The following is a 12,678-nucleotide window of genomic DNA, read 5'->3' on the forward strand; positions in this document are numbered from 1 at the left end:
TCGCGTACTCTTGCGATGAAGCCTCGCAAGAGTACGCAGGAGGCTGGTCATCGCAAGAGTGCGAACTGCCGTTCCGGCACCGGCGGACGCGAGGGGTGGAGGACGAGGCCGGCCTCGTCGATGCTGACCTTCGCATCGGGGTAGACCGCCAGGGCGGCTTTCAGGGCGTCTTGGAATCGCGGCTTGAACTGGAAAACATTCTTGTAGCCGGCGCCGAACTGGCCATGCAGGGCGGTCCAGGTCACCGGCGTGGCGGACCCCAGGACATGCAGGCGGTAGGCGAGCCAGATATAGATGTCGATTGCCATCGATTTGTTGGAGATCAGCTTGATCGCCGGCTCCCAAACCGGAACCGGATGTTCGCGCAAGGCTTTGAAGAAGCTGTCGGAAAGGCGTACCGTGTCTACCCACAGGCGCAGTTGCTGATCGTCGTCGGTGTCGTAGAGCTGGATGCCGCCCTTGACGATTGTATCCTTGGCGAACTCGGCCTTCTTGCCTTGGCGTTCCCAGATGAAGGTCAGATTGCAGGCGCTGATTCTATTGGCCTGTTCCTTGACGTCACGGTACGATTTGCCGCCGGTCGAAACGTTCATCCGGCTCATCCAGTCACGCATGGAAGCCCCCAACTCGACCTCCGGGCTGCCGGTCTGGATGGCGCGGGTCTGCAGGTAAAGCAGGATGAGACGGGCTCTGGAGCCGTAGGGGACACCGAACAGCCGTGTCGTGCCGTCATTGTCGGGCAGGCGGCCCGGCTCGATGATCAGTTTGACCTTGTGTCCGGGGCGTTCCCAATGCTGCTCGTCCGGCAAGGCCTTGTGTGGCAGACTGGTCAGGCAGAATCCGGCATAGGTGATGCCGAGAGCCTTGCTTTCGGTTGCCAGTGCTTCCGCCGCCAGATCGACGAAGGGGCGCTCCTGTTCCGGGACGAGACGGCGGGCATCAACGGCGCCATGCGTCCTGATCAGTTCGTGAAGCGTACCCACGGATCATCCCTCCTGCCAGAGCCGTCAGGAGTGTGAACGGTCGGGCCATGAACTGCAACGCGTACTCTTGAGAGCATAGCTAGTAGAAATCCTATTTGAGACTCTATTAGTTGATTCATCGCAAGAGTACGGGGGAAAAGCCGAGTCGGCCCGAGTCGCCGATCGCAAGAGTGCGCAACGGCATCGCAACAATACGCGGGACAAGCTGGCGTCGGCGCGTGGCTGGCCGGCTCTTCATCGCAAGAGTACGCAACCGGCCTGCGAATCGGTAATTCCATGACCGCCGGCAGGCGGGTTCATCGCAAGAGTACGCGGGACCATGGCGCGGGGTCTTGTGGCGACAGTAGATCGGATCGCGTAAAATCGGGATCGATTTGAAGCGTGAATCCGATCGCCAAACATAAAGCTGCAGCGTCGTGCGTTTTTTATTAAACGCATGACGCTGTAATCGGCCGGCGTCACGCGTCGATCGGAGCCAGCAGGAAAACGAGGTCGTCGGCGGTCAGCAGGTCCTCGGCGGTCTGGCCCTGGTCGTAAACCGCTTCGCCAAGGCGGCGCTTGCGCTCCTGAAGCTGCACCATGCGTTCCTCCACCGTGCCGGTGGTGACCAGCTTGTAGACGAAGACCGGCTTGTCCTGGCCGATGCGGTGGGCGCGATCGGTCGCCTGATCCTCCACCGCCGGATTCCACCACGGATCATAGTGGATCACCGTGTCGGCGGCGGTCAGATTCAGTCCGGTGCCGCCGGCCTTCAGGCTGATGAGGAACAGCGGTACCTTGCCCGCCTGGAAGCTCCCGACCGGCGTCTCGCGGTCCCTGGTTTCGCCGGTCAGCTCGACGAATGGAATGAATAGCCGGTCGAGCTCCGGCTTGATCAGGTCGAGCATCGAGGTGAACTGGGAGAACAGCAGAATGCGCCGGCCGTCGGCCAGCAGCTCCGGCAGCATGTCCAGAAGCCGGTTCAGTTTCGCCGACTCCGCCCCCTTCGCCACCCGCTTGCGGGCGCTTTCCAGCTTGACCAGCCGCGGATCGCAGCAGACCTGCCGCAGCTTCAGCAGTGCATCGAGAATCGTGATGCGGCTGCGCGCCAGTCCCTTGCGCGCCACCTCGTCGCGCACGCGCTGGTCCATGGTCAGGCGGATGGTCTCGTAGAGATCGCGCTGGCCGCCTCCGGGCTCCACCGTCTCCAGGATTTCGGTCTTGGGCGGCAACTCCGCCGCCACCTCCTCCTTGGTCCGGCGCAGCAGGAAGGGGCGGACGCGGCGGGCGAGCACGCGCTGGCGGTCTGCATCGCCATGCTTCTCGATGGGCGTGCGAAACGTCCTTCGATAGCCGGTGCGGTCGCCGAACAGTGAAGGCACGCTGACCGCGAACAGCGCCCACAGCTCGTCCAGGGTGTTCTCGACCGGGGTGCCGGTCAGGCACAGGCGCTGTCGGGCCTGCAGCGCCTGCGCCGCCTTGCTCGCCTGGCCGTTGGGGTTCTTGAGATATTGCGCTTCGTCGAAGATCGCCAGATGCCAGGGCTGTGCCGTCAGCACCGCGCGGTCGCGCGGCAGCAGGGCGTAGGAGGTCACCACCAGATCATAGTCGGCCAACGACCTATGAGCCGCCTTGCGCTGCGGACCTTGCAGGACCAGCGTGCGCAAGGTCGGCGCGAAGCGCTGCACTTCCGCCCGCCAGTTTCCGAGCACGCTGGTCGGTGCCACCAGCAGGCTGGGGCGGTCGAGCCGGCCGGCCTCCTTTTCCACCAGCAGATGGGCCAGCGCCTGCAGCGTCTTGCCCAGGCCCATGTCGTCAGCGAGGATGCCGCCGAAGCCGTGAGCGGCGAGGAACTGCAGCCAGTCGAGCCCGGCCTGCTGATAGGGGCGCAAGGTGGCGTGCAGTTGTTGCGGCGGGGCCACCGCCGGCACGCCGCCTGCCTCGCGCAGGGCCTTGGCCATGCCGCGCACGGCGTCGGCGCCGAGCAGTGGAATGCCGGCGGCCGACGCGGCGTCCTCCAGCGCCGACAGGTCGCCCAGATGGGACCTGCCGATGCGCAGATCCCCGCCGCCGGGCTGCAGGCCGAACAACTCCATCAGCACGCCGATCATTGGCGCCACCCGCTCCACCGCCAGCGGCAGATAGCGGGTGTCCCCGATCCGCACGAACATCGTTCCGGATGGCGCCAGCTGCTCCAGAACCGCCTCCAGTCCCGGCGGCTGCCCCGGTGCACGGCCATCGGTCCCGTCGGCACCATCCTTCTCATCGACGACGTCATCGTAGACGTCATCGTCGAACGCGCCGTCGTCGAGCAGGGCCGGATCGATCCGCGCCAGCGCGTCGATCACCTCGCGCAGCACCGGCAGCAGGTCGATGCGCTCGCCACCGATGTCGACGCCGAGCGACAGGCCGAACCAATCGATCCCGGAGCGGTCCTCGACCTCGAACGCCCAATCCTTCGGCGCCTCCAGAACCTCGAACGGGAAACCGGGAGCGATCTCGATGGTCCAGCCGGCGGCCCGCAGGTCGGGAAGCACCGAATGGCAGAAGTTCAACCACACCGACTGCTCATCGAATCCGTCGCCGGGGACGGCGAACAGTTCGTGGCGGGAAGCGGAGGCGCCATCGATGCTGATCGGCAGCGCCCTGGTGGCGAAGCCGGCATCCTCCAGCTGTTTGACCGCCTTCTTTTCCACCTCCGGCTGAGGCTCGGCGGTGATGAGAACGCCGTTCTCCATCCACTGCAGCGGCGGCCCTCCGTCCTTCCAATGCAGGCGGATGCCTGAATAGTCGAAGTACAGGTCGGCGACCGGGAGTTCCATCATGCCCGTCATCCCGTAGACAGGCTGGTGCAGGAAGGGCAGCCCTGCCAGCCGGGCCACACCCAGCCGCAGCACCGGCCGCGGCCGTACACGGCGCCGTTCCGCCCGCGCCGGGGGCTCCGGCAGTACGGGCAACCGGTCGCCAAGACGTGCCGCCTCGGCGCGAAAGGCGGCCACTTCTCCCGGCGGCAGCGGCGGGGCCGTCAGCAGCGCAACCGCGATGTGCGGCGACACCGCTGGCCCGTCGACCGGGCCGCAGGTGGCATTTGCCGGGTCGACATAGAGCAGCGGCGCTGTCGGCAACACGATGGCCGGCGGCTTCTCGACGGTGTTTGGCCCGACTAAGATGGTGAAGCGCTGGCGTCCCGCGCCATCCGTCTCCCAGCGTGGCGTTCCCGGCAGGGCGGGGCCCGCATGCAGCGGTGTGCCGCTGCGGAAGTCCTGCCAATAAAGCCGTTCCGTGCGCAGCATGCTTTCGATCAGCCACGGGGCGATTTCGGCCGGCAACAGGAACCCGTTTGAGCTGCTATGTGCATTGCGCGACACGGCATTCAGCAGCGCGTGATCGGCCGGGGTGACGAACTTCGCCGAACTCAGGGTGCGGAACTGATAGGCATCATAGGCCCTGTCGTCGTTCGCGAACTGCCCATCCTTGCGCAGGGTGACCGAAAGGATGCGGAGCAGCAGCCTCCGTTCCCCGGACGGCGTGTCGTCAAGCCGCAAAACATAGAGCAGGCGCTTGCGAACGGATTCGGCATACCGGTTTGCGGTTTCGCGCTGTGCCGCCGCGCTCAACCGCGACAGCAACTCCTTCACCGGTGCCGAGAGGCCATGTTCCGCCGGCGCGGGCTGATCCTGAGCGGCGGCAGCGGCGGGTGGCGGCAATGTGGCGCCGAGCCGGGGAGAGGTTGGCCGCTCAGGCGGCCGGCCGGCGGTTGCGGTGCGTTCGGCCCAGGCCAGCAAGGCCGCGGCGACATGCTTGCAATTGTAGCCCACCGGACAGTCGCATTCGCCATCCACCAGTTTCAGCACGCCATCGGCGATTTGGACGATGATATCCTGACCATAGAGCGCGCGGCCCGAGCCCCGGACTGTCGACGTCACGCTCCACTCATCCCCCTGCCGCTGCTGGGCCTCAACGGTTCGGACGCGGCCGTCCCGCCAATATTTGCGTCCTCGTTCGAGAGAGCCTGAATCGACGAAGCGGCGTAGGTCGGACAGGGCGAACACGCGGCATGTCTCCTGTTGGGAGTCCGAATGTGGCGCATTATCCGCAGCAGGCTCACCGGTCGCAAGCCGCAGCGGCGAAGCTGCGATAGCTGTGCAGCGGGCGGCCCAGCAGCCCAGTCAGGCGTTCGACGTCGCCGGCTTCAGGGATCATGCCGTCGCTGACATAGCGTTCGGCCATCAGGCGCATCTCATAGGCGGTCCATTTCGGCATGAAGGACGCCATGGTCTGCTCGAACCCGCTGGGATCGTCGCCGCCATAGATGACGGTGCGGCCCAGCAGATCGGACCAGATCGCGGCCACCTGCGGACCGGTCAGCGTGTCGGGACCGACCAGATTGATGGTCTCGACCGGCAGTTTGCCCGGCGCCCGGTCGCGGCGGATCAGCTCGATGGCCGCGACTTCCGCGATGTCCCGCGCATCGACCATGGCGACGCCCTTGCTGCCGATCGGCATCGGGTAGACGCCTTGATCGAGGACGACGTCCTTGATCATCACCTCGTTGTCGATGAAGTAGGTCGGGCGCAGGATGGTGGCGCTGAAGCCCATCCGGTCGAGCATGCGTTCGGCGCCGAACTTCACCGCGAAATGCGGTACGTTCACCGCGCGGTCGGCCTCGAACACCGACAGATAGACGACACGCTCGAGGCCGGCCTCGCGGGCGATGTTCAGGGTGATGATCGCCTGGGTGAATTCATCGCCGGTGACGGCGTTCAGCAGGAACAGGGTACGGACACCGCGGAAGGCGGCACGCAGCGCATCGATGTCCAGCATGTCGCCCTGGGCGACCTCCACCCCGGCGGGGAAGGCGGCTTTCGACGGGTCGCGGGTCAGCACGCGCACATCGGCGCCGCGCGTCGCCAACTGGTCGACGACATGGCGGCCGACGCGGCCGGTGGCTCCGGTAACGAGGATGGTCATGGGGATCACTCCGGTTTCGGTGTCAGAAGATGTCCTTGACAATAGCGATCCACGGCAGGCCCGATAGACGCCGGATTTGGACGGACTGTCTCACTGGTGGAACGGATGGACCTGCTTGCCCTGGCCGATTTCAATCTGGTCGCCCGCCATGGCGGGTTCGGCAAGGCCGCGCGTGCGGCCGGGCGTCCGAAGGCGACCCTGTCGCGGCGCGTGGCGGAGTTGGAGGCGAGCCTCGACCTGCGTCTGTTCGAGCGGGGCAGCCGTTCACTGAAACTCACGGCGGAGGGACGGGCCCTGTTCGAGCGGACGGGCGTATTGCTGACCGAGCTTGACGAGACGGCGAAGGCGATTGCGTCCGGCGGCAGGAGTCCCCGCGGCCGGTTGCGGATCAGCGCGCCGCTGCTGTTCTCCCAGACCGCCATGGGGAAGCTGGCGGCCGGATTCATGCGCAAATACCCGGAGGTCCGGCTTGAGGTCACCACGGAAGACCGGGCCGTCGACATGGTCGAAGAAGCCTATGATCTGGTCATCCGCGTCAATCCCAACCCCGATGCCGGCCTTGTCGGCCGCGTCTTCCTTCGCGACCGGTTGATCGTGGCGGCAAGCCCGGACCTGCCGCCCCCCGCCGGCCCTGATGCCGTTCCGGCCGTCACCCGCGGATCGCTTGGCCAGCCGGAGATATGGGAGGTCGCGACGCCGTCGGGACCGTCGCGCATCGCGGTCGAACCCGTCCTCAGCCTCTCTTCGTTCGTGATGATCCGCGATGCGGTCCGCATGGGCGTGGGGGCCGCCCGCCTGCCGCTGTCGCTCGCCGGCCCCGACCTGGCCGCCGGCAGGCTGGTCAGTTGGGGCGATGTGATCGGGTTTGAGACGGCGCTGTGGGTGCTCTACCCGACGCGGCGGCTGCTCAATGCCCGTGTTTCCGCCTTTCTCGATTATTTGAAAGTGGCCTTCCCGCAAGGGACCGCCGACGAACTCGCGGCCTATGTCGAGGGGTGACGCTGTCCCGGCATCGTCCCGTCGCGGTGGCGCCGGACATGGTCGATCAGGGCACGGAGCTTGGGCGTCACCGTGCGCCGGCTCGGGAAATACAGGAAGAAGCCGGCGAAGGGCGGCAGCCAGTCGTCGAGGATCGAAACGAGTTCCCCGCGCTCGAGATAGGGCTGGAACGTTTCTTCCATGCCGAACGTGATGCCGGCGCCGGCCAGCGCCGTGCGGAGCATCAACAGCATGTCGTTTGTGGTGATCTGCGGCTCGACCGAGACGTCGAAAGCATGTCCGTCCTTCTCGAACTCCCAGCGGTATGGGGCGGTGTCCGGCTGCGGACGCCAGCCGATGCAGCGGTGGCGCACGAGATCGCGTGGGTGCTCCGGCGTGCCGTGGCGGGCGAGATAGTGGGGAGTCGCCACCGCGATCTGGCGCTGGTCGCCGGTCAGCGGCACCGCGATCATGTCGCGCTCGATGACCTCGCCCAGGCGCACACCGGCGTCGAAACCGGCGGCGACGATGTCGAACTCCAGATCCGTCACCGTCACGTCGAGCGTGACGCCGGGATGGGCTTCGCTGAAGGAGGCGATCAGCGGCCCGGACAGGAACCGCTCGGCGATCGAGGTGACGGCGATCCGCAGCAGGCCGCGGGGCTCCTCCGCCGAACCGGACGCCGCGTCGATGGCGCCCACGATCTCGGCCAGGGGGCCGGAGACCCGTGCCAGGAACCGCTCGCCGGCTTCGGTCAGCCGCACGCTGCGGGTGGTGCGCAGGAAAAGCGCCTGTCCGAGAGCGGCCTCCAGCCGCTGTACGCCCTGGCTGACCGCCGATCGCGTCACGCCAAGGCGGTCAGCCGCCGCACGGAAATTGCCGGTCTCCGCCACCGCGGTGAACAGGGTCAACAGGTTCAGGTCGATCTGCATTGGTTAGCTGCTCTAACCACAACGTCCAATTCATAGCAAGTTATCTCGACAGCGGTCCAGTGCCACCTTCCGGGCATCGACGGCGGGCGCACATTCCGCTCCGCCGGATTCAAGGAGACTGCAATGACCAACCTGCCAAACGCCGCAAGCGCTTATGATCTGACCGGCAAGGTGGCGCTGGTGACCGGCGCCCGCCGCGGCATCGGGCGCGCCGTGCTCGACCTGCTGCGGGCGCGTGGTGCGCGGGTCGTCGCCACCGACCTGTCCGACGAGGTCCGGTCGCTCGGCTCCGCCGACGTCGCCACGCTGGTCGGCGACGTGTCGGACGAGGAACTTGCCCGGCGCTCGGTCGAACTCGCCCGTGATCGCTTCGGCCGGCTCGACATCGTCGTCTGCAATGCCGGACGGACCCTGAACAAGCCGCTGAGCGAGACCTCGGTCGAGGAATACGACCGCATCTTCCAGATCAACGCCCGCGGCGCCTTCGTCACCATCCGCGCCGCTGTGCCGCTGATGGAGGAGGGCGGCGGGGGTGCCGTCGTCATCAACTCCTCGCTGTCGGCGACGACGGCCTTCCCGACGCAGGCCGCCTACGCCTCGTCCAAGGCGGCATCGGCGCAGCTCGCCCGCATCGTCGCCGTCGAATATGGCCGCCGCGGCATCCGCTGCAACGTGGTCCTGCCCGGCGTCATCGACACCGACATCATGGAGGGCGTGGTCGAGAACGGCCGGGAGATGCTGCGGAGCTTCGGCGACGCCCACCCGGTCGGACGCATCGGCCGTCCGGAGGAGGTGGCCGAGGCCATCGCCTTCCTGGCCTCGCCGGCCTCCAGCTTCATCACCGGCGCACAGCTCTTCGTCGACGGCGGCTACACGGCGCAGTGAGTGCCGCAATCAACGAACCACAGGAGAAAGCCATGACCATCGACCAAGTCGTTCTCATCACCGGCGCATCCAGCGGCATCGGCGAAGCCACGGCGCGCGTCCTTGCCGAGGCCGGCGCCACCCTGATGCTGGGGGCGCGGCGGACCGACCGGCTCGACGCGCTTGTCCGCGACATCACCGCGAAGGGCGGCAGGGCCGCCGCCCGCGCCCTCGACGTCACCGACCGCGCAAGCATGGACGGCTTCGTCGCCGAGGCGCGCGAACGCTTCGGCCGGATCGACGTCCTTGTCAACAATGCCGGCGTGATGCCGCTGTCCCCGCTCGCCTCGCTGAAGGTCGAGGAATGGGACCGCATGATCGACGTCAACATCCGTGGCGTCCTCCATGGCATCGCGGCCGTCCTTCCGGTCATGGAGGCGCAGGGGAGCGGGCACGTCATCAACATCGGCTCGGTCGGCAGTTTCGAGGTGGTGCCGACCTCCGCCGTCTACAGCGCGACCAAATTCGCGGTGCGGGCGATCACCGACGGCTTGCGGCAGGAAAGCGAAACGATCCGCACGACCTGCATCTACCCCGGTGTGACCCGCTCCGAACTCGCCGACACCATCACCGACGAAACGGCCGCCCGGGCGATGGTGGAGTACCGCCGCAACGCGATCGAACCGGAAGCGATCGGACGGGCCGTCCTTTTCGCCATCGAACAGCCGCGGGACGTCGGGGTCAACGAGATCACCGTCCGTCCCGTCGCCCGGCGCTAGGGGCAGGGCGGGGCGGTCGGCGATGCGGCTCCGTCGTCCGTCCCCCGGCAGGCTGCCAGCACCTGACCGCGCAGCCAGCGGTGGGCCGGGTCGGCATCCTGGCGCGGGTGCCACATCTGGGTCACCGTCACGTCCGTCATCGGCACCGGCAGCGGGAAGGTGCGAATCCCCGCAATGCCGGAGGCGACCTGCCGCTCCGACACCAGGGCGACGAGGTCCGACGCGCGGACGATCGCCAGGGCGGCCGGGAAGCTCGGCACCACAGCGACCACCTTGCGGGAGAGACCGAGGGCGGCAAGGGCATCATCCACCTGATCCCTCGGCCGGCCGCTGCGCGAGGTGACCACATGGCCGCAGGCGGCATACCGGTCGGCCGTCACCGCCTCCCGCAGCAGCAGCGGATGGCCGTCCCGCACGGCGCCGACCAGCCGGTCGCCGAGCAATTTCTGCACCTTCAGCTCGGGCGCGGTTTCCGCATGGGCGCCGATCTCCAGATCGATGCGTCCATCGCGCAGCGCCTGCGCATCCCGATCCGTCCTCGGCGCGAAGCGCAGGAGTACACCCGGCGCTTCCGTGGTAACCCGGCCGACCAGCCGGGCGGCGAAGACCTCGATGAAGCTTTCGCTGGCGCGCAGGGTGAAGGTGCGTTCCAGCCCGGCGATGTCGATCGCCGCCGCCGGACGCAGCACGGCGCGGACTTCGTCGGCGAGATCGTGCACCCGATCCCGCAGTTGGATGGCCCGCGGCGTCGGGACCAGCCCGCGTCCGGCGCGGACGAGCAACGGATCCCCGGTGGCGTCGCGCAGGCGTGCCAATGTGCGGCTCATGGCGGAATCGCTGAGACCGAGCCGCCGGGCGGCTTTGACCACGCTGCCTTCCGCAAGCAGCGCGTCGAGCGCGACGAGGAGGTTGAAATCGGGATCGGCCATGGGCGGAAAGGCTAACACATGGCGTTCCATGCAGGAATACTGTGCAGGGGCTGCGTCTACCGCCATGTCGCTGCGTCGCCATACTGGTCTCCGAGACTTTCTGGAGACATGCGATGCCCCAATCCACCACCGCCCGGCCCTCCGCTTCCCCACCATCGGAGGGGCTGTCGGGCTTCCGCCGCGTCGCCGCCGTCGCATCCATCCTGACGGCAATCGTGCTCGTCGTGCTCGATGGCGCCGTCGTCAACATCGCCCTACCGACCATCGCCGACACGCTGGGCGTCGCGCCGGCCGACTCCGTGTGGGTCGTCACCGGCTATCAGCTGGCGCTCGTGGTCGCGCTTCTGCCGGCCGGCGCGCTCGGCGAGAGTCTGGGGTACCGGAAGGTGTTCGCCGCCGGCGTTCTTCTGTTCACCGCCGCCTCGGCCGGCTGCGCGCTGGCACCGACGCTTCCCTGGCTGGTCGCCGCAAGGCTGCTGCAGGGCCTGGGCGGCGCCGCGGTGATGTCGCTCGCCGTCGCCCTCTTGCGTTTCGTCTATCCGCCGCGGCTGCTGGGCGCCGCCATCGGCTGGAACGCCCTGGTCATCGCCCTGTCGGCGGCGGCGGGGCCGACCATCGGGGCGGCCATTCTCGCCGTCGCCCCCTGGCCGGTGCTGTTCGCCGTCAACATCCCGATCGGCATCATCGTGCTGCTGACCGCACGCGCGTTGCCGGCGGTCGAGGGGGTGAAGCGCCGCATCGATCCGGTCAGCGTCGTCCTCAACGCCGGCTTCTTCGTGGCGCTGGTGATGGGAGCCGAGACCGTGGCGTCCCGGGCCGGGGCAGGCGGCGCCCTGCTGCTGGTCGCGGCGCTCTGCCTTGCCGGCCTGATCCGGCGGGAACACGGGCAGGAAGCGCCGCTGATCCCCCTCGACCTGCTGCGGGTGCGTTCCTTCCGCCTGTCGGTGGTCGCCTCTATCCTCTGCTTCACGGGCCAGATGGCCAGCACCGTGGCGTTGCCCTTCTACCTGCAGAACGGGCTTGGGCAAGATGCCTTCACCGCCGGGCTGTTCATGGTGCCGTGGCCGCTTGCGACCGCCGTTGCGGCGCCGGTCGCCGGCCGGCTTTCCGATCGCCTGCCGACCGGCTGGCTGTGCGCCGTCGGCGGCACGCTGCTCGCCGCCGGTCTCGCCCTGTCGGCACTCTGGCCGCTCCAGCGCGATCCGCTGCCCCTGCTGGCCTTCATGGTGATCAGCGGCTTCGGCTTCGGCCTGTTCCAGACGCCCAACAACCGCAACATGCTGCTCACGGTGCCGAAGGCGCGCAGCGGTGCCGCCGGAGGGATGCAGGGCACCGCAAGGCTGGTCGGACAGACCGCCGGTGCGGTGACCATGACGCTGCTATTCTCCCTGGTTTCCGGCCCGATGGAGGCGCCGCGGATCGGGCTTGCCGTGGCGGCCGTCCTCACTCTGGCCGGCGGCGTCGTAAGCCTGCTCCGCGTGCCGTCGGACATTGGAACGGCCCGGCCCCCCCTATCGGCAGCGGGTGCCGTCAGAAGCCGAAATGGCTGAGACCGGGATGGTCGTCGGGCCGGCGGCCGAGCGGCCAATGGAACTTGCGCTCGGCCTCCGCGATCGGGTGTTCGTTGATGCTGGCGTGGCGGGCGCGCATCAGCCCGTCCTCGGCAAATTCCCAGTTCTCGTTGCCATAGGCGCGGAACCACTGGGCGCTGTCGTCGTGATATTCGTAGGAGTAGCGCACGGCGATGCAGTTCCCGGCAAAGGCCCAAAGCTCCTTGATCAGTCGGTAGCCAAGCTCCTTGTTCCACTTCCGGGTCAGGAAGGCCTGGATTTCGGCGCGGCCGGTCACGAACTCGGCGCGGTTCCGCCACCGGCTGTCCTCGGTATAGGCCAGAGCGACTTTCGCCGGATCGCGGCTGTTCCAGCCATCCTCGGCGAGCCGGACCTTTTCGATGGCTGAAGCTTCGGTAAAGGGGGGAAGCGGCGGACGGGACATGGCGAGGTCCTTGATGGTGGTTGACGACCGGGCAGGGGAGGCGGCGCTTCCGTTCCCCATCGCCAGACTGCTGCATCCGCAGTGCGCCGGGAATGATCGGTCTTGGCATTTCATTATTGCGTCGGATGAAATGTTCCGCACTGCCGACCGGCCATACGGGGAATCGCGTATTCCTGTGGACCGGACGCTCCCCGATGATCGGTGACGACAAAGACGCGTGTGAAAACAATGCGGAAGCCGGCCGTTCCTCCCGCTTCCCGCACGCGCC

10 protein-coding genes are annotated in these 12,678 nt (G+C 67.5%); 4 read left to right on the forward strand and 6 right to left on the reverse strand.

The features are described from left to right. Positions 1 to 47 precede the first annotated feature (47 nt). The 3 genes from PWS46_RS29995 to PWS46_RS30005 form a co-directional block, all read right to left on the reverse strand. Positions 48 to 983, reverse strand: coding sequence for a replication protein RepA (locus PWS46_RS29995; protein ID WP_434625952.1), 936 nt, complete (start codon positions 981 to 983; stop codon positions 48 to 50). Between the two features lie 458 nt (positions 984 to 1,441). Next, positions 1,442 to 4,888 (reverse strand): SNF2-related protein, encoded by a 3,447-nt coding sequence (locus PWS46_RS30000; RefSeq protein WP_434625954.1) that lies wholly within the window; start codon positions 4,886 to 4,888, stop codon positions 1,442 to 1,444. 178 nt (positions 4,889 to 5,066) lie between these two features. Continuing rightward, entirely contained in the window at positions 5,067 to 5,933 is an 867-nt protein-coding gene (locus PWS46_RS30005) for an SDR family oxidoreductase (RefSeq protein ID WP_434625956.1), read from the reverse strand. Between the two features lie 105 nt (positions 5,934 to 6,038). Here PWS46_RS30005 and PWS46_RS30010 point away from each other — a divergent pair, with 105 nt between their 5' ends. Then, positions 6,039 to 6,932 carry a LysR family transcriptional regulator gene (locus PWS46_RS30010; protein WP_434625958.1) on the forward strand — a complete coding sequence of 298 codons (894 nt, stop codon included), beginning with the start codon at positions 6,039 to 6,041 and terminating at the stop codon, positions 6,930 to 6,932. Here the strand turns inward: PWS46_RS30010 and PWS46_RS30015 are convergent. Beyond that, positions 6,917 to 7,843 carry a LysR family transcriptional regulator gene (locus PWS46_RS30015; protein WP_434625959.1) on the reverse strand — a complete coding sequence of 309 codons (927 nt, stop codon included), beginning with the start codon at positions 7,841 to 7,843 and terminating at the stop codon, positions 6,917 to 6,919. The two genes, PWS46_RS30010 and PWS46_RS30015, sit on opposite strands and share 16 nt — an antisense overlap. A gap of 123 nt (positions 7,844 to 7,966) precedes the next feature. On the opposite strand from PWS46_RS30015, the gene PWS46_RS30020 reads away from it, so the two are divergent. Together PWS46_RS30020 and PWS46_RS30025 are read left to right on the forward strand one after the other, a co-directional pair. After that, positions 7,967 to 8,728, forward strand: coding sequence for an SDR family NAD(P)-dependent oxidoreductase (locus tag PWS46_RS30020; protein ID WP_434625961.1), 762 nt, complete (start codon positions 7,967 to 7,969; stop codon positions 8,726 to 8,728). 32 nt (positions 8,729 to 8,760) lie between these two features. Continuing rightward, positions 8,761 to 9,486: an SDR family oxidoreductase gene (locus PWS46_RS30025; protein ID WP_434625963.1), complete on the forward strand. Its 726-nt coding sequence runs from the start codon at positions 8,761 to 8,763 to the stop codon at positions 9,484 to 9,486. Here PWS46_RS30025 and PWS46_RS30030 read toward each other — a convergent pair. Next, entirely contained in the window at positions 9,483 to 10,415 is a 933-nt protein-coding gene (locus tag PWS46_RS30030; RefSeq protein WP_434625965.1) for a LysR family transcriptional regulator, read from the reverse strand. The genes PWS46_RS30025 and PWS46_RS30030 overlap by 4 nt on opposite strands. A gap of 113 nt (positions 10,416 to 10,528) precedes the next feature. Here PWS46_RS30030 and PWS46_RS30035 point away from each other — a divergent pair, with 113 nt between their 5' ends. After that, entirely contained in the window at positions 10,529 to 11,965 is a 1,437-nt protein-coding gene (locus PWS46_RS30035; protein ID WP_434625968.1) for an MFS transporter, read from the forward strand. Here the strand turns inward: PWS46_RS30035 and PWS46_RS30040 are convergent. Next, positions 11,946 to 12,410 (reverse strand): DUF1348 family protein, encoded by a 465-nt coding sequence (locus PWS46_RS30040; protein ID WP_434625970.1) that lies wholly within the window; start codon positions 12,408 to 12,410, stop codon positions 11,946 to 11,948. The two genes, PWS46_RS30035 and PWS46_RS30040, sit on opposite strands and share 20 nt — an antisense overlap. Positions 12,411 to 12,678 lie beyond the last annotated feature (268 nt).

Source organism: Azospirillum sp. B2RO_4 (genome assembly GCF_051124815.1).
Classification (GTDB): Bacteria; Pseudomonadota; Alphaproteobacteria; order Azospirillales; family Azospirillaceae; genus Azospirillum.

What these genes read in the sequence shown, in the direction of transcription:
- PWS46_RS30005 (WP_434625956.1), bottom strand. Translation starts at nt 5,933, where the DNA reads ATGACCATCCTCGTTACCGGAGCCACCGGCCGCGTCGGCCGCCATGTC.
- PWS46_RS30035 (WP_434625968.1), top strand. Translation starts at nt 10,529, where the DNA reads ATGCCCCAATCCACCACCGCCCGGCCCTCCGCTTCCCCACCATCGGAG.
- PWS46_RS30030 (WP_434625965.1), bottom strand. Translation starts at nt 10,415, where the DNA reads ATGGCCGATCCCGATTTCAACCTCCTCGTCGCGCTCGACGCGCTGCTT.
- PWS46_RS30040 (WP_434625970.1), bottom strand. Translation starts at nt 12,410, where the DNA reads ATGTCCCGTCCGCCGCTTCCCCCCTTTACCGAAGCTTCAGCCATCGAA.
- PWS46_RS30010 (WP_434625958.1), top strand. Translation starts at nt 6,039, where the DNA reads ATGGACCTGCTTGCCCTGGCCGATTTCAATCTGGTCGCCCGCCATGGC.
- PWS46_RS30015 (WP_434625959.1), bottom strand. Translation starts at nt 7,843, where the DNA reads ATGCAGATCGACCTGAACCTGTTGACCCTGTTCACCGCGGTGGCGGAG.
- PWS46_RS30025 (WP_434625963.1), top strand. Translation starts at nt 8,761, where the DNA reads ATGACCATCGACCAAGTCGTTCTCATCACCGGCGCATCCAGCGGCATC.
- PWS46_RS30020 (WP_434625961.1), top strand. Translation starts at nt 7,967, where the DNA reads ATGACCAACCTGCCAAACGCCGCAAGCGCTTATGATCTGACCGGCAAG.